Consider the following 22,996-nt stretch of genomic DNA (forward strand, 5'->3'; position numbering starts at 1 on the left):
AAAACCTCAAATACCATTATTTAAAAGCTGGCGCTCCTGGTATATTTTGGTAATAGTTGTGCTGGTATTGCTTATTATTTTCTTTACCTGGTTTACACATTATTTTTCATGAGTAGTGCCGACTGGATAGTACTCATTGCTACACTGCTGTTAATAGTTGTGTATGGCTTGTATAAAAGCCGCACCAGCCGCAACCTTGAAGGATATTTTTTAAATAACCGCAGTATGCCCTGGTGGCTTGTGTTGCTTAGCATAATGGGCACGCAGGCAAGCGCCATTACCTTTCTTTCCGCACCCGGCCAGGCGTTTACAGACGGGATGCGTTTTGTACAATATTATTTCGGGCTTCCCATAGCGATGGTGATTTTATGCATAACCTTCGTGCCCGTTTTTTCAAAGCTGAAAGTATTTACACCTTACGAATTTTTAGAGCAGCGGTTCGATTTAAAAACAAGAACTTTTACAGCCGCATTGTTTTTGCTTTCCCGCGGTTTCTCCACAGGCATAAGCGTATATGCGCCTTCTATTATTTTGTCTTCCTTATTTGGATGGAATATTTTTTATACCAACATTTTAATGGGCGGTATTCTTATAATCTATACAGTAAGCGGCGGCGCCAAAGCCGTTGCCTATACCCAGCAACTGCAACTAATAATTATTATAACGGCCATGTGCATTGCAGGCTATTATATCGTGCACCTGCTGCCGCAAAATATTGGATTTACAGATGCTTTAAAAATAAGCGGCGCGTCGGGAAAACTGAATGTAATAACAACAGGCTTTGAAGAAGGCAATGGTTTTGTTTGGAAAGATAAATACAACATTATTAGCGGTGTAATAGGCGGCTTCTTTTTAGCGCTCAGTTATTTTGGAACGGATCACAGCCAGGTAGGACGATATCTTACCGCTAAAAATAATACGCAAAGCAAACTGAGTTTGTTGATGAATGGCCTGGTAAAAGTGCCCATGCAGTTTTTGATCTTGTTATTAGGTGCATTGTTATTTGTGTTTTATCAGTTTCAGCCATCGCCTGTTTTTTTTAATAAAACAGCGGAAACAAAAACTTATGCTGCGCCTTATAATGATTCACTTAAAGCAATATCGTCAGCATTTAACGATGTAAATACCAGGCAAAAAAATACAGCAGCAGGTTATGCTAAAGCCTTAAATAAAAATGATGAAGCAACTGCAACTGATTTGAAACTGCAATTGCAGGAACTGAACACGCAGGCTAATGAACTACGCAGTAATTATAAAACAGTTTTATCAAAAGCAGACCCAACTGCAGATACCAATGATACCAATTATATTTTTCTGCGGTTTGTTACAGATAACTTACCTAAAGGCCTTGTTGGTTTATTAATCGCAATCATTTTCCTGGCTTCATGGGGTTCAATTGCAGCAGCATTAAACTCACTGGCAAGTTGCACGATGATAGATTTTTACATGCGTTTAAAAAAGCATCATCTGCATCCGGAAAGATCAGATTATGAAGATGAAAAACGCTACCGCATTTCAAAATGGCTAACTTTTGGGTGGGGAGTTTTTTGTATCGTGATAGCGGAATTTGCTAACCGCATGGGCAGTTTAATTGAAGCGGTGAATGTGCTTGGCTCACTGTTCTATGGCGTTATACTCGGTATTTTTCTCGTAGCGTTTTATTGCAAAAAAATAAAAGGTACGGCGGTGTTCTGGTCATCGGTTATATCGGAAATAATTGTTGTTATTTTATTTATACTTGATAACAATAATATAATTGGCCTGGGCTTTCTCTGGCTCAATGTAGTTGGTGCTGTGGCCGTTTTATGCATAAGTTTTTTGGTGCAGCGCATTTTACCACCGCCTTCATCATTGGTCAAATAATTTATGTTTTATTAAAGAATCAACACAAGCATTCGCTGCTACTTTTGCAGCTTTAATTTTTTATGCGTTATATAAAAATTGTTTTTGGAGGCCTTTTAATATTATTTATACTGCTCACGCTTATGGGTTTATTAATGCCTTCTTCCGTAACTGTTTTTCGCTCTGTTGAGATAAATGCGCCCGCTGATACCATTCAGTATTACACCAATAATATTGCTCATTGGAAATATTGGATCAATGGCGCTGATACAACTTACTTCAAACAACTCACCAGCTCTGCAACTGATAAAGATTCTAAAATTGCACTTGGCTCTTTTACCATTACCATAATTTCCATCGATCCAAAACATATCACCACTTTTTGGAAAGGAAGCAGTGGCGGCGAACAACTGAATTACCTGGAATTAACCAATAACTCAAACGGTAACACATTAATCAACTGGAGTTTTCAACAAAAGCTTAAATGGTATCCGTGGGAAAGGTTAAGTGCCATGCTGCACGATAAAGTTTTTGGCCCGTCTATGGAAGTAAGTCTTGCTAAACTGAAAAGGGTTTGCGAAGGAACTAATCCATAGCGATTATTAATTCTACAAAATTTCTGTAAGCACCGCATACACTTTTTCAAGCTCTTCATTCGTAATACAGTAAGGCGGCATTATATAAACCGTATTACCAAGCGGCCGGATATAAACGCCTTTCTCCAAAGCCTTTGCGGTTACAACCTGGCTTATATTGTTCAGGTAAACATCATCACCCTGAGCAATTTCAAATGCGAGTATAGTACCGAGTGCCCGCACATTTTTAATACCATTCAATTGTTTCAATTGTGCTGCAAATGCAATGTTTTGCGCACTGATATTTTCTATTTGTGCCAGCACATTATTTTTTTCAAACAGGTCAAGGCTTGCGTTTGCAGCTGTACAAGCTAACGGGTTTGCTGTAAACGAATGCCCGTGAAAAAAGGTTTTTCGTGCATCATCGGTTATATATGCATTATAAATTTTTTCTGAACAGGTCGTAACACCAAGCGCCATAACACCACCGGTTATGCCTTTGCTCAAACAAATAATATCAGGCTTTGTTTGCATGTACTCACTGGCAAACATTTTACCCGTTCTGCCAAAGCCGGTCATTACTTCGTCTGCAATGCAAATAATATTTTTTTGCTGTATAAAATAAAGCAGTTCATCCAGCAGCACTGCATCATACATTTTAATGCCACCCGCGCCCTGCACCAAAGGTTCGTAAATAAATGCTGCAATTGAATTCTCGTGTTTTGCTATTTCTTCCTTTATTGAACTGATATTATTTTCATCAGGTGTATCAATAAAAATTACATCGAGCAATATATCATGAAACGCCAATGTAAAAACGCTGCGGTCGCTCACGCTCATTGAGCCGAATGTATCGCCATGATAGCTGTTTTTAAAAGCAAGCAATTTATTTTTAGTCGTTGACCGTTGACCGTTGACCGTTGACCGAACATTCCACCAATATTGAATCGACATTTTTATTGCCACTTCCGTTGAAGTAGAGCCATCGTCGCTATAAAATATTTTGGAAAAATTACCAGGAAGTATTTTCAATAATCTTTCAGCCAGCTTAACAGCCGGTTCATGTGTAAAGCCGGCAAAAATGATGTGCTCCAGTTGCAAAGCCTGGTCATAAATTTTTTGGGCGATATATTCATTTGAATGGCCATGAATATTAACCCACCAGCTGCTAATGGCATCAATGTAAGCGTTGCCATTTTCATCAAATAAATAACTGTCTTTTGCTTTGGTAATGGCAACCGGCGCATTCATATTTTTTTGAGGCGTAAACGGATGCCATATATACTTCCTGTCGCGTTCAATTAAGTTCATGCGGCAAAGGTAGTAAATGGGCTGCCGGTTGCGACAGCGGGCCGGCCGGCAACTTATTTCTTTCTAAAAAATATTCTAACAGGCACACCTTTAAAATCGAAAGAAGCCCGCAGTTGATTTTCAAGATAGTTCTTGTAAGGCGTTTTTATATCATCCGGATAATTGGTGAAGAATGCAAATGACGGCACAGCCGTTGGCAGTTGCATGATGTATTTTATTTTAACCGAATTGCCCCGCACAACCGGTGCATGGTGCGCCGCAACGGCTTTAAGCATAACATCATTTAATTTGCTGGTAGCAATGCGGCGCTTACGGCTGTCATATACTTTTAATGCTGTTTCCATCGCCTGGAAAATGCGTGTTTTTTCTTTGGCAGAAATAAATAAAACAGGCACATCGGTAAAAGGCGCAATCTTTTCTTTTAGTTGCTTTTCATAATCCCTTGCCGTATTGGTTGATTTTTCAACCAGGTCCCATTTATTTACCAGCAATACAATACCCTTTCCCTTTCTTGCAGCCAGCGAAAAAATATTTACGTCCTGCGCCGTAATGCCTTTTTCCGCATCAAGTACCAGGATGCAAACATCCGCTTCGTCCATGGCGTTTACAGCGCGGATAACAGAATAAAATTCAAGGTCATCTTTTTCTTTATTCTTCTTGCGCAAACCGGCTGTATCAATGAGTATAAAATCTTTCTGGAAAAGATTATAATGTGTGTGAATAGTGTCTCTTGTTGTGCCGGCAATATCACTAACAATTGTTCTTTCCTTACCAACCAGCGCATTCAATAAAGATGATTTACCAACATTTGGCTGGCCGATTATGGCAAAACGCGGCAATTCATTATCTGCCGTTGCAGCTTCAGCTTCTTCTTCCGGAATTAATTCCGTTATGGCATCCAGCAGCTCGCCGGTGCCGCTGCCGCTCATGCTGCTGAGAAAAAAAATATTGTCAAAACCAAGGCTGTAAAATTCCGTAGCATCCAATTGCCGTTCCGAATTATCAACTTTATTCACGACAAGAAAAACAGGCTTGGTAGATCTGCGCAGTATCTCCGCCATGCTTTCATCCAGCGTTGTTATGCCGGTTGAAACATCGGTCATAAAAATAACAGCATTGGCTTCTTCAATGGCTATCTTAACCTGCTTGCGTATTTCAGTTTCAAAAATATCTTCACTGTCGGGCACAAAACCGCCCGTGTCTATTACATTAAAATTTTTTCCGTTCCAGTCGGCAACGCCATATTGCCTGTCGCGGGTAACGCCGCTTACATTATCTACAATGGCTTTGCGTTGTTCAAGCAAACGGTTGAACAACGTGCTTTTGCCAACATTTGGCCTTCCTGTTATTGCTACTGTAAAACCCATTATTTTTAGCTTTAGCTGTTAATATCCGTATTCCCTCAATTTAAAATCATTATCTCTCCATTTAGGTTTTACCTTAATAAAGAGTTGCAAAAATATCTTTTGCTGAAGAAAGCTTTCAATTTCTGTTCTTGCCAAAGTGCCAAGCTTTTTAATCATCTTTCCGCCTTCACCCAATAAAATGGCTTTCTGGCTTTCGCGTTGCACAATTATATCTGCCTGAATTTTTATTAAGGATTCTTTTTCTTTGAATTCATTAATAATAACGGCTGTCTGATACGGAATTTCTTCTGTAAATAATTCATATACTTTTTCGCGGATGATTTCACTTACAAAAAATTTGGTTGGCAAATCCGTTAGTTCATCTTCATCATAAAAAGATTCGCCTTCAGGCAATAATTCAATAATGGCTGATAAAAGCGCATTAAGATTGTCTTGCTTTAAAGCTGAAACCGGGATTATTTTTTTATAGGATGATGAGGATTGCCTGAAATTTTCAATTGCCGCTTCAATCTGTGCCGGCTTTAATTTATCCACTTTATTTAGTACAAGTATGGATGGGACTTTTAAACGAAGGCTTTGAAAGATTTCTTTTGCTTCATCCACATTTTTTGTTGCATCAGCAATTAACAATGCAATGTCTGCATCTTCCAAAGCGCTTTTTACGCTTTGCATCATACGTTCATGCAATTTATATTTCGGTTCGATGATGCCGGGTGTATCGGAAAAAATTACCTGGTATTCGCCGGGCTTTGTAAGAAAAGCTTTTATGCGATGCCTTGTAGTTTGCACCTTGCTGGAAACAATGGCCATTTTTTCGCCAACCAATGCATTCAGCAACGTGCTTTTGCCCGCATTGGGCTTACCGAAAATATTTACAAAACCTGCTTTCATGTTTATTTTCAGGAAAATGAAACGGCAAATATAAGCTGATGGCGCCTGAAGTAATGCCTGGCATTTCACCGGTATATAAAAACAAGGTTTAATTTTTGAAGTAAAGTGATAACCATTAATTTTAAATTTAAACCTGCTGATCTTGGTACAGAAATCCACCATACAACTTCTGCGTATCCCTTTTTCGTTCTTTTTAATGCCGGTTTTTTGGTTTGCTTTATCGTTCGTTGAAAAAATTAATGTACCTGATACTGTATTGCTGTTTTTCATAATTCATTTACTGGTATATCCTGCCAGCAATGGCTATAACAGTTATATGGACAAGGATACAACGAGCATTGGCGGCATAAAAAACCCTTTGCAGCCAACCAACCAGTTATTTGTTTTTACAGTTATAATGGATGTTGCGGCGGTATTATTATCGTTTTTTATTTCACCACTTACTGCAGCATGCATTTTCACTTATATCATGTTTTCAAGATTGTATAGTTACAGGCGAATACGATTAAAAAAATATGCGCTTGCTGGTTATCTTATTGTAATTCTTAACCAGGGTGCACTTATTTTTTTTACCGTATTTAATGCTGCAAATAATGACGCTGATACTGTAGTGCCATGGGCTGGCGGCATTTGTGCAACATTATTAATAGGAGGGTTCTATCCAATCACGCAAATTTATCAGCATAAAGAAGACAGGAATGATGATGTGGAAACCATAAGCATGCTGCTTGGAGAAACGGGAACATTTATTTTTTGCGGCATTATATACGCATTGGCTTTTTTAATCTTGTTTATTTATTTCCTTTCTGTAAATAAATTATTATTGTTTTTTATTCTATTTATATTCTTTATCCCGGTGGCTATTTATTTTACGGTATGGTTTTTACAAGTAAATAAAAATGCTGCCTGTGCAGATTTTAAACATACCATGCGCATGAATAAAATTGCATCGGCCTGCACTAACATGGCATTCATCACTATATTAATATTAAACCAGCTTTGATTGAAATTATTTCGATAGGAACGGCAGTGCCACAGCACAGCTTTAATCAGCGGGATGTAATACCCATGATGCAAAAAATTTATGGGCTGGATGATAAGGAAGCACGCAGGCTTGCATTTATGTACAGGCAAAGTGAAATTGAAACACGATATACTGTACTCGCTGATTACACACAACCCGATGAAAAATATTGGAATTTTATACCATTATCGCAGGATGAACCTTTGCCTAATCTTGATGAGCGGATGAAAATCTATAACCGCGAAGCATTGCCGCTTTCCATAGCAGCAATAAATGATTGTTTAAAGAAAAATGTGCTGCCTGCTGATATAACACATCTTATTACCGTTAGCTGCACAGGCATGAGTGCGCCCGGCCTTGATTTGCAAATTGCAGAAGCGATGGATATGCAGCCGCAGGTATTCAGAACATCTGTAAACTTTATGGGCTGTTATGGCGCCGTGCATGCTTTAAAACTTGCCAAACTTATTTGCGACAGTACGCCCAATTCAAACGTATTGATTGTTGCAACAGAAATATGTTCTATCCATTTTCAAAAAGAATACTCGCCTGATAACGCTTCAAGTTCTATCATTTTTGCTGATGGCAGCGCAGCCGTTTTGATTTCAAATAAAATTCAATCTGAAAGAAAATTACAGTTAAGTAATTTTTATTCCAAAGTGGCTTATAAGGGAAAAAAGGATATGGCGTGGGAGCTAAGCCATCGTGGCTTTATTATTACGCTCAGCAGTTATATTCCCGATTTAATTGAACAGGATATTGCCCTGCTGGTTGAGGAAGCTGTTCAGCATTATGGTTTATCAGTAAAAGATATAACACATTGGTGCACCCATCCCGGCGGCAAAAAAATATTAAATGCCATTCAAAGGCAATTGAATTTGGATAAAGATGACCTGCGTTTTTCAAAAGATATTTTAAGCCGGTTTGGGAATATGTCTTCACCCACAGTTTTATTTGTATTGAAAGAGATTTTGGAAAATCTTGATGACAAACCTGCAAATATTATGGGCACCGCATTTGGCCCTGGCTTAACTATGGAAACATTCTTATGCACCAAACAATAAACCTGCGTTACCGTTCATATAATAAAGAATTATTGGATGGAGATGATATCCCGTTTGAAGATATACAACGGAACATGCAGGAAATAAATACCATTAATGCCTCGCTTGGTGGTCACGCAATTACGATAAACGGGTTTAGAAAATTATTAAGCCATAGAAAGAAAGTTCATGTTTGCGAAATAGGCTGTGGTGATGGCAACAATCTTTATCAATTATATAAATGGTGCAAGAAAAATAATGTTCAGTTCAGTTGCACAGGTATTGATATAAAAGCCGAATGTATTGAAGCGGCTAAAAAAAAATATGCAATAGTCAATGCGGTTTGGCTGGCACAGGATTATAAAACTGTAAAACTTACATCAAAGCCTGATATAATTTTTTCGAGTTTATTCTGTCATCATTTCAGCGATAAAGACTTAATAGAACAGCTTAAGTTTATGCAGCAAAATTCAACGATTGGTTTTTTTATAAATGACTTGCAACGCAACTGGTTTGCCTATCATTCCATAAAAATTATTACTCAACTTTTTTCATCTTCTTATCTTGTAAAAAATGATGCGCCGCTAAGTGTGGCACGCGGTTTTCATAAAAAGGAATGGATAAACATTTTTAATAAAGCCGGTATAAAAAATTATACTATCAAATGGAAATGGGCGTTTCGTTATCTTATCATTTTTAAGCATGGCAAATGATTATGATATAGGGATTGCCGGTGGCGGGATGGCAGGCCTCTGCCTTTCTCTGCTGGCTGCCGATGCAGGTTATTCGGTTGTATTGTTTGAGAAAGAAAAGTATCCTTTTCATAAAGTTTGTGGTGAATATATAAGTTACGAAAGCTATGATTTTTTAATACTGCTGGGTTTGCCTTTAGCCGATATGAATTTGCCTGAAATAAAGAATTTGCAGGTAAGCGATGTAAACGGAAGGTTGTATGATTTTAAACTTGATCCCGGCGGTTTTGGAATCAGTCGTTATACGATTGATAACATGCTTTACCAGCTTGCTTTAAAAGCAGGCGTTACTGTTTTTACAGAAGAAAAAGTAACTGATATAAGCTTCAATCAAAACAATCATATTATTCAATCAAACAAAAGAGAAGTTACAGCAAAAATTGTTGCTGGTACTTATGGAAAACGCAGTAACCTTGATGTAAAATGGAAGCGTTCTTTTGTTGAAAGAAAACCAGATAAACTCAATAATTATATTGGCGTGAAGTACCATGTACGTACCGGGTTTGAAAAAGATCATATTGCCTTGCACAATTTTAAAAACGGTTATTGCGGCATATCAGCCATTGAAGATGATAAATATTGTTTATGTTATTTAACCACTGCAAAAAACCTTTCTGCCAGTGCTAATTCAATTCAAAAAATGCAGGAACAGGTTTTATATAAAAACCCTGGTTTAAAAAAACTGTTTACCGAAGCAGAATTTTTGTATGATGCGCCGCTTACCATTTCGCAGATAAGTTTTGATAAAAAAAAGCAAATTGAAAATCATATCTTAATGTTGGGCGATGCTGCCGGCATGATAACGCCCTTATGCGGTAATGGCATGAGTATGGCTATACATGCATCCAAACTTGCGTTTGCCGAAATGAATGATTTTTTAAAAGGAAGAATTTCAAGATTTGAGATGGAAACAAATTATACGTCAGCATGGAAAAAACAATTTGCTTTAAGGCTTGCTACCGGAAGAATGGTGCAAAGATGTATGGGAAATAATTCAACTTCTGTTGTTTTAAAACTGTTGCATGGCCTGCCTTTTCTTGGCAGGAACCTTATACGTGCCACGCATGGCAAGCCGTTTTAAAATAGCTGTTTTTAATTTATATGTTATAAGCATAGCAAAGTATTAACACCTGCCATATTATTTTTGTCGAAACCAACATTTGAAGCAACACTTAATTTACATCAATGAGAAAGATATTTTTTGCTTTCAGTTTTATGCTTGCTGCTACAGTTGTGCATGCACAGACAAAACAATTCACAGTTATAAAAAATAATGCCGCAACGCCTGTAAAAAACCAGGGGCATTCCGGTACATGTTGGTGTTATTCTTCAACAGCCATGACAGAAAGCGACTTGTTGATGAACAAACAACCGGAACTTGATTTATCTGAAACTTATACCGTTTATAATTTATACATTGATAAAGCGGTGAAATATATCCGCCGCCGTGGTAATACCCGTTTCACAGAAGGAGGCCTTGGACAGGATATGCTGAATGCCATTGCTAATTTTGGTGCAATGCCACAGGAAGTTTATCCGGGCATTGGCGGCGACACCATCATGGCGCATAATTATAAAATGGCTGGCCAGTTAAAAGATTATCTTGACAGTGTACTGGCCGCGAATACCGATTCAATACCCGCAAACTGGAAAGATGGCTTTATTAAAATATTGAATAGCTATCTTGGCCAGCCACCTGCTGCATTTGATTACAAGGGGAAGCATTTCACGCCTGCAAGTTTTGCAGCCGCATACATAACAGAAAAACCTTCTGATTTTATTGGCCTCACTTCTTTCACACATCATCCTTTTTATACAGAATTTGCAATGGAAGTTCCGGATAATTATAACAGCAATGCTTATTATAATCTTCCATTGGATGAATTAATAAATGCCACAAAAGAAGCCATTAAAAAAGGCTACACTTTAACCTGGGATGCGGATGTAAGCAATATTGGCTTTCGCCAGAAAACGGGTATTGCCAAATGGACGACCAATGCCGATGATGCTGCCGCATTTTTATCGTTTAATGAGCCGGGTTATACGCAGCAAATAAGACAGGATTTATTTGACAAACAAATAACACAGGACGACCACTTAATGCAGATAACCGGTATTGCAAAAGATGAGCATGGTGCTGAATATTTTATAGTGAAGAATTCATGGGGAGAAGTAGGGCCTTACAAAGGTTATATCTATGTGAGCATTCCATATTTTGCCATTAATACCATTTCGGTAATTGTGAATAAAAAGGCTTTGCCGGCTAATGAGCTTAAAAAGCTCGTAATGAATTAAGCGGCAACCCTTATTTATAATTTTTAGTTTTTGTTGATAATCTTTAGGAATTAATCGCATCAAAGTATAACAGGGCTTAATGAAACGTGTATGATAATTTTCTCACCCGGGTAAAAATACATGGCGATGTTTCATGAGACAACTGAAAAAAATTGCACGAATGAAAGCAGTATTTACAGCAATAGTTTTATTGACAGGATTTTTTACGCTAAATGCTCAGCAATATAAACCGGTTGATGAACAAAGTGAAGTGAAATTCACAATTAAGAATTTTGGTATTAATACCAATGGCACGTTAAATGGTTTGAAGGGAACAATAAAATTCGACCCGGCCAATCTTTCGGCGTCTTCTTTTAATGTTACTGTTGACGTAAATACTATCAATACCGGTGTAGATGGTAGAGATAACCATCTCAGAAGAGAAGAATATTTTGATGTTGCGAAATACCCGCTAATCAGGTTTGTATCGTCTTCTATAGAAAAAAACGGGAACAGTTATATTGCTAAAGGGAATTTGACGATAAAAGCTGTAACCAAGTCAATATCAATTCCCTTTACTGTAAACCGAAGCGCAGATGAGATTATATTTTCAGGTGAGTTCAACATTAACCGTAAAGATTTTGGCGTTGGCGGAAGCAGTGCCGTTATGGGCAGTAATGTGGATGTGAGCCTTAAAGTTTCTGCAGTGAAGGAATAATAATGCCAACTTATCGTTATGAATTCGCCGGGCTTACAAACACATAACTGTTAAGCTTTTATAGAATCAGTTTTGCAATTCAGCTTTCTTTCTTACCTTCGCCGCCCAAAATTTATTTATTAATTAAAACAATCAGGGTAATGAACAATTATGAATTGATGGTGATTTTTACCCCTGTGCTTTCTGACGATGAATTTAAAGCCGTTCAGAAAAAGTATGCTGATTTCGTTACAGAAAACGAAGGAAGTGTTGTGCACAGCAATCCCTGGGGCCTAAAATCACTGGCGTATCCTATCCAGAAAAAAACCACAGGCATTTACTGGGTTCTGGAATACAGTGCGCCATCCAGCTTCAATGAAAAGTTGAAAATTCAGCTTTTACGTGACGAACAGGTGCTTCGTCACCTCGTAACTGCACTCGACAAATACGCCGTTGAGTACAATGCAAAAAAGAGAAGTGGCGTACCTACAGGAATTGAAAAAGTGGAGGGTTAATTTATGGCAAAAGCAAACGAGATAAAATACCTTACCGCCATAAAGACGGAAAAGCCCAAGAAGAAATTCTGCCGCTTTAAGAAATATGGTATTAAGTATATAGATTACAAGGATGTTGAATTCCTGAAAAAATTTGTGAACGACCAGGGAAAAATATTGCCCCGCCGTTTAACAGGTAATTCTTTAAAATATCAGCGTAAAGTAAGCGATGCAATAAAAAAAGCACGCCAGATGGCGCTGATACCGTATGTAACTGATTTATTAAAATAAGCTGAAAGCTGAAAGCTGAAGGCTAAAAGCTAATTAAAATGCAGGTAATATTAATACAGGATATAGATAATCTTGGCGCTGCTAATGAACTGGTAAACGTAAAGAACGGTTATGCGCGCAACTATCTTATTCCGGGCAAATTTGCCGTTGAAGCTAATGCTGCCAATAAAAAGCAACTGGATGAGCGCATGAAAGTTCAGGCTAAAAAAGAAGCGGCAATGCTGGCTGAAATAAACAAGGTGATTACGGTGCTTAAAGAATCTCCAATTAAAATTGGCGCTAAAACCGGCACCAGCGGAAAAATATTCGGCAGTGTAACTTCCTTACAAATTGCCCGCGCTATCCGCGACCAGAAAGGTTATGAAATTGACCGCAAGCGCATTACACTTCCTGATGAAGTGAAAGAGCTTGGCACCTACAAAGCAACTATCGACTTTGGTAATGGTAACAATACAGAAGTTGAGTTTGAAGTGATAGGAGAGTAACCTGTTAAACTTATATAAAAAGCCGGTTCATAATTGAGCCGGCTTTTTTATTTATATCAGCCAAGGCTTGGCGAAGAACAGGCATTTGAAATTCGTCTAGCCTGAACCATTGCTTAATTTATAATTAAAAGTTCATTGTTATTGATGTCGCCAAATTTATAACGTTGTGCAGATAACAAGAGCTGAATAGCGAGATAAAAGTTGATGTCGCGAACTGTCGCCAGTTTTTTACCTTTTGTTGTGGCTTTGTTTTACTTATCTAATTTTAAATGTTGTGTCAATATACAACAGTCAGTTATAAGAATATTTGCCGCGCCATATTTGTTTTGTAGAAACTCGACAATGTTTAATATTCTCTTGCTTTTGTCAAGTCTTTTGCCTTTTAGTTTATTGATGTAGCCAGTTGTGTTACCATTCCAAAAACAAAAGATACACCTTCCATTTTCAAATTGATGTTCACAATTTCTGCAGCCATATAAAATGTGAGCGCACTCAGGACAAAGGTTACTCATTTGAGAAGTGTCCGAGTAATATTTGCTGTTGCATTCGTCGCAAGTGTTAAGGCTTTTATTTGATAATCTATCGTCCATTTAAAGGGTTGCCAAAAATGACGCACAACTCATAAATTGTCTAAATTTATAACCTAAATAATCAGGCTTTTTTCTTAACCGCAGCTTTCTTTAAAGCCTTTGCTTTTTTATGAACAGTTTTTATTTGTAAAGGCGCTTGTTTTATTTTTTCTTCAACAGGCTTTGCCTGCTTCAAAAAATCTTTTCCATGCAAACCCTGCGTAAGCATTTTGACCGCTTTCTTTAGCCTGTTCTGAAATTCTTCTTCATTTATTAAACCTTTCAATTCGCCCAGCACAGGTGCAAGTTTAGCGGCAAGTTCTTTTCTGAATTCTCTTTTTGGATGTACAGGTTTGTCTGCAGCCCTTTTCATATTGATTAGAATTTACATTAAATGATAATGCAAATTAATATTAGATTACCCTTTCCAATATTAATTTTTGATATTATGGCTGCCAGGCGGGCAGAGTGAATAGTTAATTGTAAATACCTCACTATCACTAATTGACAAGACACACTTAGCTTAGATTAATTGTACTTGATAACCTTCTTTTTAATTACAGTCTTTCCTTTCTCGTCTGTAATCCGTAAAAAATAAACACCGGCGGAAGCGTTTTTTATTGTGATACTAAAAGTTTGGGTAGGTGAAGTTACATCTAACCTGCCGGTTAAAACCTGTCTGCCCATAGCATCAAACAACCCATACTGGTAATATGCACCTGTAGTATTTGTGATGGTAATATTTGCAGATCCGTTCATAACCGGATTTGGCGTAACACTAACTGTGGTTTCAATGCCGGGATTTGAACCATTTGCATTGAAAGTGGCATAGAATGTGGCTTTTGTATTTCTTATTCCATCGAAATACAGAAGATATTTATGGTTCTTCTCAAGCCCGGTAATATTAATTTTTCCATCTGTATTAAATGCCTGGCAAAAAACAGGAGATGGATAAGATTGTCCTTCAGGACAGGTTTGCACATCATATAACGCAAGCCTGATACCTTGTCCTGCGCATGAGCTTAATTCAGCAGGCACCGTAGTATAATCGCTTATATCAATTTTTACTTCCGTTTCCGTGCCGGTTGAAAAAGCATAGTACACATTATTGGTAACTGAAGTGCCTGTGCCGTCGCACATAACTTGCCTGAATGAGGGATCTTTTAATTTATTGCTGGTAGCGTGCACAAGGTCAAAACTTAGGGTAGTGTTGGCTGCTATGGGAGAAGAAGGAAAAGAGGAAGGGCATTCATCTGTGGTGAGCGCCGTAACGGATAAGGGCGCCATTTCCTGGGCATACAATCCGCAATTACCATACGTATTGTGCTGAGGCGTTATGTCATACAAAACACCCTGGTAGGCGGAAGCATCGGGTGACCTTCTTCCTACATAATCCAGTATAGCATAATGCATAAGCTTTGATGGATTGACTGTTACATATCCGCCGCCGCCATTTTCAAAATCATCATTTATGTGCGAAAGATTTAGCGCATGGCCAAGTTCGTGCAGGATGATCATTTCCAGGTCATAAGAACTTTGTGCGGGAAAACATGGCCCGTTTTCAATAGAAAGTTCATCGCCTGTGGAAACAGCTTCATTTCTTAATACAATATCAAAGCCTGTTTTCTGGGCAATCAGTATTTGCCCGTTTTGCTGGCAGGCTGAAAACCAGCTAAAAGTGGATTCCAAAACACCATCTGCCATGTGTGCCACACCTGAATTGGTGTTATCAAAAACTACCAGGTTCAGGCTATCATCTGCAACTTTCTGATAAGTAGTTGTATTGCCGGAAATAATATTAACGCCTGCCACTTCTTTCCAGGTTGCAAGAGCGCGTTCAAAAGCTGCCTTGGCAGGCGATTGGGAAAAGTTAATGCCTTTGCCTGCAGTGCTTGTGCTGTAGAAAATTGTATAACCTCCGCTGCCATTGGTGTTCATTAATCTTGGTTCTTTTATTACGTAATCATCATTATCGTTTTGAAAAAGCGCATCAATAACAGAAAAGAAAACTTCTAAAGGCCCGGCGCTTGTTGCGGTAGAGCCATCAGTAACAACTACCGAAAATTTGCCGGTACCGGCGCGATCCGGCACATGCAATTTTATCTGTGTGTCAGTCCACGAAATAATATAAGGAGAGTTGTAGGCAATTTCATAATCAGGGGTAGTGTTATCATTATTGGCATCTTTAAAATTAATTGCCGCACTGCCGGAAGGGTTGTTGCCAAAGCCTGAGCCATTAATTGTTAGAATGTTATTGGTCGCATCATTTATTGCTCCGCCGTGTACAGTAGTTGGTGAAAAAGAGGTTATGGCAACTGCGGTTGTGCCATTGCTTATAACAGGTCCGGTTACTTCGTCCCGGGGCGCAATGTTTGAAAAACTATTGTCAATTATTTTTTCTCTTGCGCCTGTATATTGGCTTATTAGTTTATAAAGTGTTTGCTGAATATTATCGTAAGCAGCAAAAGGGGCAAATGCTTTTTTTCGTGCTTTATCGTATTGCAAAAACCCCTGGGAACTGCTGTAAACATCAAATAGTATATTTTTTGTTTGGGGTGAACGCAGTTTGCCCGCATGCTCATACAGAAAGAACATACCTGTTTTGCCTTTATCCAATTGCAAAACGTCACTCACTTTAAGGCACCTGTTACCTACAGTGCCGCCAAGCGTTAATACCTCAATCTCTTTATCAATAACCTGGCCTTTAAAAAGTTTATAAACATGTATTTTGTTTGAAGTATAAATAACGGTGTGTTCATCGTTCCAGAATGAATACTGTTCTGTAACTTTTCCTTCAACAATGTGCGAGGCTTTTTTTATTTTATCTGCAAGCTCAATCTTATAAAGCTGGGCATGGGCAGTTGAAAAAGCAGTTGCAAGCAGCAGCAGCAGAATGCTCACGAAAAGTTGTTTGGTATATTTCATTCGTGCATATTTGTTTCTTCAATGGCCTCATGGAACGCCCTGGTACACATTCTCCTGTGTATGAAAAACATTTTACAATAGGCGTTTCATTTCGTGCATATTTGTTTCTTCAATGGCCTCATGGAACGCCTTGGTGCACATTCTCCTGTGTATGAAAAGCATTTTACATAGGCGTTTCATTCGTGCATATTTGTTTTTCAATGGCCAAATGTAACCTTGCTATTTTTCTGTTGTAATAGATTATTATGCCTGGTTTTATTCGCCACAATTTATACGTAATAAAAATACGACTGAAATAAAAAATTGTTTTATGGATTCAGCAAAACTTTTGTAATAAAAAAGGCTGTTTTATCAAACAGCCCTTTTTATAAAAGAATATCTTTTTTACCATTTATCCACTTCTTCGCCGGAGGAAGAAGCGCTTGGAATATCTTCTGTTTCTGCTTCAATTTCTATTTCAACCGCCGCTGTATCTTCTGCCAATGTACCATTTTCAGGATATTCATGGTTGAACGCATCAAAATCAAAATCGGGCATTAATTCTGTTTTTACATAATCAACAGCCTCATTCAATGCCTTGGTAAACTTGTTGAAATCTTCTTTGTACAAGAATAATTTGTGCCTGTCGTAGCCGCCATCATTAAACCTTTTACGGCTTTCGGTAATTGTAAGATAGTAATCGTTACCGCGGGTAGCTCTTACATCAAAAAAATAAGTTCTTCTTTTCCCTGCTTTTATGCGTTTGCTGTAAACGCTTTCCATTTTCTTGTCGTTATTTTCGTAAGCCACTTTTTCGTTTGGTTTGATGATTAATGTTTGCTTGCAAGCAGCAAATATAATATTGTTTTACAATTACCAAAATTTTGATAAACTTTTTGCATACAGTTGCTGTTTGCAATTTGAAACAAGCTAATTAAACCGGTGCTTTTTCTTCGCTTAATTGCAGGTTATATAATTCCGCATAATAGCCGTCTTTCGCTAATAGTTCTGCATGTGTTCCTGCTTCGGCAATTTCGCCATTGGACAGGATTATAATCTTATCAAATTTTATGGAAAGAAAAATGCGGTGTGTAATTATAATAGTCGTTTTATTCTGGAGAAAACTGTTCAGGTTGCTTACAATTTTATGTTCCGTTTTTGCATCAACAGCGCTAAGGCAATCGTCAAACAACATTACAGGGCTTTCTTTCAGCAATGCCCTTGCAATGGAAACACGCTGCTTTTGCCCGCCGCTTAGTGTAACACCACGTTCGCCAACCATTGTTTCATAGCCTTTATCCAACGACAATATTTCATTGTTAACTGCAGCATATTCAGCATATTTTCCTACATCAATATCATTATTGTTATTACGTAATCCAAAACGAATATTATTATCAACCGTATCACTAAAAAGAAAAACATCCTGCGGCACATAACTTATATAATTACGCAGTGCAGGTAAAGAAGCATTACGAATATTTTTATCACCAATAAAAATTTCACCTTCATCAGGATCATAAAAGCGCAGCAGCAATTGCGCAAGTGTTGATTTGCCGCTTCCTGTTTTGCCAAGGATCATTACTTTTTCTCCGGGCTTTACTTTAAGTGAGAAATTATGCAAAGCCCTTATGCCTGTGTGCGGATACGTAAAGGTTACATTTTTAAAAACAATGCTTCCGCTGAACGTTTCACCTGCATTATTTTTTACAGGATCTGTAACCAGTGGCTTTGTATCTAAAAATTCATTAATTCTTTTTTGTGAAGCCGCAGCCCTTTGTACCATGCTGGCAACACTGCCAATAGCACTCACAGGAAACATGAGCATGTTTATATAAATAACAAACTCTACAATAATGCCCACTTTATCAGGATTGGTTAACGCCATTTTGCTTCCGATGAGAATGGTAAGCAGTGTGCTTAAACCAACCAGCAATGTCATGCTTGGAAAATAAATAGCTTCCACTTTGGCAAGGCTCACAGCATTTTTTCTGTAAGCTTCGCTGTTTTTACTGAAGAACCCAAGCATAGCTTTTTCCTGAACAAAAGATTTTATTACACGTATGCCCGAATAAGATTCCTGGGCATTGGTTGTAAGGTCTGAAAGCAAAGCCTGCACCCGCTCACTTTTCTTATGAATGATAGTATTTACAAAATAAATAGTAATAGCCAGCAGGGGCAGGGGCGCTACTACAACCAGCGTTAAATGAAAATCTTTACGCAGCATGTTTACCAGGCAAAGTGTAATAAGCGCCAGCAGGTTTACCGTGTACATAACGGCAGGCCCGCAATACATTCTTACGCGGCTTACGTCTTCAGCAATGCGGTTCATCATATCGCCGGTACTGTGAGTTTTAAAGAAACCCATATCAAGCTGCTGGTAATGATTATATATGGCATTTTTCAGATCATATTCAATATAACGGCTCATAACAATAAGGGTTTGCCGCATAAGAAACATAAATATGCCACGTAATAAAGCAAGCAGCAGGATTACGATACTGCTTATTAAAACAATTTTGCTGAAACTAAAATCCCGCAACCAGTTAATCAACGCTAGTACAGAAGCGGAATAATTTTCGGTTGTTTTGCCAGGCTGACCGGAAATATATTGCTGCACCTGGCTCACAACATAGCCTGTAACTTCAGGTGCCATCACCGTAAAATAGTTGGACAATACAACGAAGAAGATACCCGCCAGTAAACGAACCCTGTACTTCCAGAAATATTTATTTAAAGCTGCAAGATGTTTCATTTAAAATGGGCAAAGGTAGGCGATAGATATTTTTTGAATGCATGAAGATGTTTTCGGTATTCAAAGCATTTCATAAAATGGTTATACATTTTTTTTGCTGATAAGATTCGCATCTTATATTTGCGCCGGAGGGATGTCAGAGCGGTTTAATGAGGCGGTCTTGAAAACCGTTGACTGTAACAGGTCCGGGGGTTCGAATCCCTCTCCCTCCGCAAGGTCAAATTGAAGCAATAAAAACACTTCAATAAAGTACTTCAAAAAAGTTGTGGCAATTTTGTGGCAATTCATTTTTTGAAGGAAAAGAAATCAATGTTGACGCGGGGTTTCAAGAGAAAGGTTCATATCCCGCTCTCTCCGCCAAACAAAAATTTCAAAGTCCTTAAAGTATCTTAAAGGCGCATAAAACCTGCAAATTTTGTGATTTGCAGGTTTTTTATTTGTACCTGTATCTTCAAAATTTGCAAAAACGCTCAAAGTTTCTGTGGCAATTTCGTGGCAATCTTAAAATTTGAAAAAAATTGCCACAAATAATGATTTAATCAATTGATTATCAACAAGTAAAGCACATTAACGACTTGATTTAAAGACTCTATAATTCGACATTTAATCATCTTAAAAGTTGAATTATGTTGGAGAGTAGTTTTGGACTTACATTCTTCCTTAAGAGTCCGCAGAAAAAAATAACCACACACAGGAAGACAGACATAAGATATGTCTACATGAGAATTACAGTTGATGGTATTCCTAAAGAAACATCCACTAAACGCAAATGGGATGCTAACCGCTGGGATCAAAAGACAGAAAGAGCGACCGGAAATAAAGAAGATGCACGCGCCTTGAATTTTTTTCTGGATTCAATGGTAATGAAAGTGCATCAATGCAAAAGTGACCTTATATACAACGAGCAGACGATTACTACTCAAAAGATCATGGATTATGTTTTGGGCAGAATTGCACCAAAAGCAAAAGTTCTGGAGGAATTTCAATTGCACAATGATGAAATGTTGGCATTGGTGCCAAAAGAGTATGCGAAAGGTACACATGAACGATTTGTGACTGCGCGTTCACATGTTGGGGAGTTTATCAAATTCAAGTATCACGTTGATGATATGGAATTCAGGGAATTGAGTTATGAATTTATCAAGGATTATGAGTTCTATTTGAAAACTGTAAGGAAATGCAGTAATAACACTACCTTAAAATACATATCGAATTTCAAGAAAATCGTTCTTAGGGCAATCGATAAAGAAATCATAACTACCGATCCATTCAAAAGGTTCAGAGGTAAAAAAACAAAGCTTATGAAAAAACCCCTGAGCAGGCAGCAGTTAACTATTCTTGAAAATCATCAATTCTCAACCCCTCGTTTGGCAACAGTCAGAGATATTTTCATATTTCAATGTTATACAGGCCTTGCTTATATTGATGCATTTAATTTAAAGAAATCGGATATAAAAACAGGTATTGACGGAGAGCAATGGATCATTTCGGCAAGACAAAAAACAGGCAGTCCTATTAATATACCTCTGTTGCCAAAAGCAGTGGAAATCATGGAAAAATATAGGTGTCATCCTATATGTCTAAAACGAGGTTCGGTACTGCCAGTGAGTTCCAATCAAAAAATGAATGAATACCTGAAAGAAATTGCGGACTTGTGTCAACTGGATTGTACACTTAATACGCACAAAGCAAGACGTACATTTGGCAGTACTGTAACATTAAATAACCATGTACCTATCCATGTTGTAAAAGAAATGCTCGGCCATCATTCTGTTAAGCAGACAGAGCAATATGCACTCACAGAAGAACAGGCTATAGGCCGGGAAATGCAGGAATTGAAGAACAGGCTGAACAAAAAGGAAATTAACAATCCTAATCTTTCATCGGATAAAATTTTAAGACTTGAAGCGGAGATACAAGAATTAAAAAAGCAGCTTGCCAAGCAAAATAGTGACCAATCTTCATTTCCCGATCAATACACAAGTGTTGCATAAAGAGAAAATATTAAGACCATAATGATTACACATTATGGTCTTATACTAAAATTTCAATTTCACTTTTGTAACCCGGATGATACGACGGTGTATATTTTATATATCCCATTTGTTGCAAGTCCTTAAAATATTTGTGATACGTTGGTAAAGTAGCTATGTGTGACAGTGACATGATCTTACTTCTGCTCACCTTAATTGTTTTTCTCTGACCTTGCCGGTAACCTAAATACAGGATAGCAGTTAATATAGCGAAGTGCCAAACCGTCAACCTCTGGTCCTTTTCAAATAAGGATAGATATATTGATAATTCTGCCAGGCTCATTGCTTATAAGTTACTCATTGAACAAAGCCTGCAAATCGCTCTTGTTATAGTAATAAGAACCAAGAATCTTCTTGTAACGAACCTTTCCTGTTATCCTCAAATTCTGCAACGAACCTGCAGACATATCCATTAGCTTTCGCACAGCTTTGCTCTTTAACCATTCAGGATGCATGCCCTGGTTTTCGCAAGTAATCTTTTCAAGCAATTTTTGTATGTCATTCATCAAAAGCATACCGAACTGCCTTAAATCGTCTTTTGTCACTGCATCTTCCATTTCTATCTTACTTTAGATTGATTCATTGTTAATCCAATTCAATCGACAGGAAAATAAATCCTGCTTGCCTGGTTACGTTTAAAAGAAGGTATGTAATGGATGTACCCATATGCACTCAATTCCTTGACGCATTTATGATAGGTTATAGGGGCCGATATTTTTGCGATTTTCATGATCTCATGGCCAAATACCTGGATGGGATTCGCGAAGTCACAGTGAATCCTGTATTGCAGCAAAGCGGCGTAAATGCCGATATGTGTAATGCTGATGCGGCCATCATCACGGATTGCCGAAAAGAAATCGCTTAACATCTTTAACTGATCCATTATTATTACATTGATCAAGGCATACTGTAAGTGATAAGGTCATAGGCATAAGCACTGCAATCAGCAGCGTATACTACATCATTGCCACTCACAATAGCACCCGCGATATCACTTGTCGTTGCGGCGATCCATTTCACGATATTTTTAATACTGAAGGTCGCACTTGAAAAAGGCTCTTTGAAAACATTCATCCAGTAGTAAATAGAGAACCTCGCAATAGATGTTATTTTGAGAATGGCTTCACTATCTTCTGCCGACAATAACTTATCCAGCATTATTTCATTTTCAAAACCGGCAATGGCAGTTTTAATAACAGAATAGCGGCTGTTATCATCTGAAAGCTTATTGATTATTTGCATCAATGAATCCAGCTTTAATTTCAGCATCTGATCGTAAGAACAACCAGCAATGATATTTTGTATATCTGCGCGACTCTTATTTACTGTGCTGCTTACTGTTGCAAAGAATGTTGCAGGCAAATCAATACCATACGACTGTTCATAAAATTTCAGCACATATTGTGTCGACACATTCGCATCAGGAGGCGTATTGCCTTTACAACTTAATAAATAAGCAACGATGCGGTTATGCAGGTATCCTGTACTATCGTAAGGATTAAGCAGGTTTTCAGGCGTTGATATAGCCATAACATTTCCTGTATCAACATCAACGTTCAGTGATATTGCAACATCCGTATTATCTTCTTTTTTACATGAAACGAAAACTGAGATCATCATGGTCATCACTATTATTTGTTTGTTCATTTTGTTTGCTTTCAGTTGTGAATGGATTTGTATTAAATACCG

At 37.9% G+C, this 22,996-nt stretch carries 22 protein-coding genes and 1 tRNA gene; 14 read left to right on the forward strand and 9 right to left on the reverse strand.

From position 1 onward, the window contains the following. Positions 1–108: 108 nt before the first annotated feature. Both BM015_RS13800 and BM015_RS13805 read left to right on the forward strand, forming a co-directional pair. The gene (locus tag BM015_RS13800; RefSeq protein WP_090659467.1) at positions 109–1,863 is read left to right on the forward strand and encodes a sodium:solute symporter family protein; all 1,755 of its coding nucleotides are present in this window, start codon (positions 109–111) and stop codon (positions 1,861–1,863) included. Positions 1,864–1,925: 62 nt separating this feature from the next. Continuing rightward, positions 1,926–2,438 carry an SRPBCC family protein gene (locus BM015_RS13805; RefSeq protein ID WP_090659470.1) on the forward strand — a complete coding sequence of 171 codons (513 nt, stop codon included), beginning with the start codon at positions 1,926–1,928 and terminating at the stop codon, positions 2,436–2,438. Between the two features lie 12 nt (positions 2,439–2,450). On the opposite strand, the gene bioA is transcribed toward BM015_RS13805, so the two are convergent. Genes bioA through era form a run of 3 tightly spaced genes read right to left on the reverse strand, consistent with a single transcriptional unit; the run spans position 2,451 to position 5,986 of the window. After that, positions 2,451–3,728, reverse strand: coding sequence for an adenosylmethionine--8-amino-7-oxononanoate transaminase (bioA, locus tag BM015_RS13810; protein ID WP_090659473.1), 1,278 nt, complete (start codon positions 3,726–3,728; stop codon positions 2,451–2,453). Between the two features lie 53 nt (positions 3,729–3,781). Next, the gene (gene der, locus BM015_RS13815) at positions 3,782–5,095 is read right to left on the reverse strand and encodes a ribosome biogenesis GTPase Der (RefSeq protein ID WP_090659476.1); all 1,314 of its coding nucleotides are present in this window, start codon (positions 5,093–5,095) and stop codon (positions 3,782–3,784) included. 18 nt (positions 5,096–5,113) lie between these two features. Next, the gene (gene era / locus BM015_RS13820) at positions 5,114–5,986 is read right to left on the reverse strand and encodes a GTPase Era (RefSeq protein ID WP_090659770.1); all 873 of its coding nucleotides are present in this window, start codon (positions 5,984–5,986) and stop codon (positions 5,114–5,116) included. Between the two features lie 142 nt (positions 5,987–6,128). Between era and BM015_RS13825 the strand changes: the two genes are divergently transcribed. From BM015_RS13825 to rplI, 9 genes are all read left to right on the forward strand, one after another. After that, complete coding sequence (locus tag BM015_RS13825) at positions 6,129–6,989, forward strand: UbiA family prenyltransferase (protein WP_245751420.1); 861 nt, start codon at positions 6,129–6,131, stop codon at positions 6,987–6,989. Next, entirely contained in the window at positions 6,986–8,074 is a 1,089-nt protein-coding gene (locus BM015_RS13830; RefSeq protein ID WP_090659482.1) for a type III polyketide synthase, read from the forward strand. Before BM015_RS13825 ends, BM015_RS13830 begins: the two co-directional genes overlap by 4 nt. Further along, on the forward strand, positions 8,059–8,766 hold the full coding sequence (locus tag BM015_RS13835; protein ID WP_245751422.1) for a methyltransferase domain-containing protein: 708 nt from the start codon (positions 8,059–8,061) through the stop codon (positions 8,764–8,766). Before BM015_RS13830 ends, BM015_RS13835 begins: the two co-directional genes overlap by 16 nt. Next, positions 8,756–9,886: an NAD(P)/FAD-dependent oxidoreductase gene (locus BM015_RS13840; RefSeq protein ID WP_090659485.1), complete on the forward strand. Its 1,131-nt coding sequence runs from the start codon at positions 8,756–8,758 to the stop codon at positions 9,884–9,886. The genes BM015_RS13835 and BM015_RS13840 overlap by 11 nt, the downstream gene beginning before the upstream one ends. A gap of 104 nt (positions 9,887–9,990) precedes the next feature. Then, complete coding sequence (locus BM015_RS13845; RefSeq protein ID WP_090659489.1) at positions 9,991–11,100, forward strand: C1 family peptidase; 1,110 nt, start codon at positions 9,991–9,993, stop codon at positions 11,098–11,100. A 160-nt stretch (positions 11,101–11,260) separates the two neighbouring features. Next, positions 11,261–11,797, forward strand: a complete 537-nt coding sequence (locus BM015_RS13850; protein ID WP_177191909.1) for a YceI family protein — start codon at positions 11,261–11,263, stop codon at positions 11,795–11,797. Positions 11,798–11,937: 140 nt separating this feature from the next. Next, the gene (rpsF, locus tag BM015_RS13855) at positions 11,938–12,291 is read left to right on the forward strand and encodes a 30S ribosomal protein S6 (RefSeq protein ID WP_090659495.1); all 354 of its coding nucleotides are present in this window, start codon (positions 11,938–11,940) and stop codon (positions 12,289–12,291) included. Positions 12,292–12,294: 3 nt separating this feature from the next. Then, complete coding sequence (gene rpsR / locus BM015_RS13860; RefSeq protein WP_090659498.1) at positions 12,295–12,561, forward strand: 30S ribosomal protein S18; 267 nt, start codon at positions 12,295–12,297, stop codon at positions 12,559–12,561. Between the two features lie 38 nt (positions 12,562–12,599). Then, a complete protein-coding gene (gene rplI / locus BM015_RS13865) occupies positions 12,600–13,046 on the forward strand; it encodes a 50S ribosomal protein L9 (RefSeq protein WP_090659501.1) in 447 nt (148 codons plus the stop codon). Positions 13,047–13,697: 651 nt separating this feature from the next. Here the strand turns inward: rplI and BM015_RS13875 are convergent. From BM015_RS13875 to BM015_RS13890, 4 genes are all read right to left on the reverse strand, one after another. Next, the gene (locus BM015_RS13875; protein ID WP_090659504.1) at positions 13,698–13,988 is read right to left on the reverse strand and encodes a hypothetical protein; all 291 of its coding nucleotides are present in this window, start codon (positions 13,986–13,988) and stop codon (positions 13,698–13,700) included. Positions 13,989–14,143: 155 nt separating this feature from the next. Then, entirely contained in the window at positions 14,144–16,540 is a 2,397-nt protein-coding gene (locus BM015_RS13880) for a T9SS type A sorting domain-containing protein (RefSeq protein WP_090659507.1), read from the reverse strand. Positions 16,541–16,924: 384 nt separating this feature from the next. Continuing rightward, on the reverse strand, positions 16,925–17,329 hold the full coding sequence (locus BM015_RS13885) for a DUF3276 family protein (RefSeq protein ID WP_090659510.1): 405 nt from the start codon (positions 17,327–17,329) through the stop codon (positions 16,925–16,927). A gap of 124 nt (positions 17,330–17,453) precedes the next feature. After that, positions 17,454–19,274: an ABC transporter ATP-binding protein gene (locus tag BM015_RS13890; protein WP_090659513.1), complete on the reverse strand. Its 1,821-nt coding sequence runs from the start codon at positions 19,272–19,274 to the stop codon at positions 17,454–17,456. A gap of 127 nt (positions 19,275–19,401) precedes the next feature. On the opposite strand from BM015_RS13890, the gene BM015_RS13895 reads away from it, so the two are divergent. Continuing rightward, a tRNA-Ser gene (locus BM015_RS13895) sits at positions 19,402–19,486 on the forward strand. A 507-nt stretch (positions 19,487–19,993) separates the two neighbouring features. Next, a complete protein-coding gene (locus tag BM015_RS13900) occupies positions 19,994–21,268 on the forward strand; it encodes a site-specific integrase (protein ID WP_218148501.1) in 1,275 nt (424 codons plus the stop codon). 332 nt (positions 21,269–21,600) lie between these two features. On the opposite strand, the gene BM015_RS13910 is transcribed toward BM015_RS13900, so the two are convergent. After that, positions 21,601–21,864: a DNA-binding protein gene (locus BM015_RS13910; RefSeq protein WP_090659521.1), complete on the reverse strand. Its 264-nt coding sequence runs from the start codon at positions 21,862–21,864 to the stop codon at positions 21,601–21,603. Positions 21,865–21,998: 134 nt separating this feature from the next. Here BM015_RS13910 and BM015_RS21600 point away from each other — a divergent pair, with 134 nt between their 5' ends. Continuing rightward, positions 21,999–22,172, forward strand: a complete 174-nt coding sequence (locus tag BM015_RS21600) for a hypothetical protein (RefSeq protein ID WP_177191910.1) — start codon at positions 21,999–22,001, stop codon at positions 22,170–22,172. Positions 22,173–22,204: 32 nt separating this feature from the next. Here BM015_RS21600 and BM015_RS13920 read toward each other — a convergent pair whose 3' ends face one another. Continuing rightward, entirely contained in the window at positions 22,205–22,954 is a 750-nt protein-coding gene (locus tag BM015_RS13920; RefSeq protein WP_143075868.1) for a hypothetical protein, read from the reverse strand. Positions 22,955–22,996 lie beyond the last annotated feature (42 nt).

The sequence above is a fragment of the Parafilimonas terrae genome, from assembly GCF_900115755.1.
GTDB lineage: Bacteria > Bacteroidota > Bacteroidia > Chitinophagales > Chitinophagaceae > Parafilimonas > Parafilimonas terrae.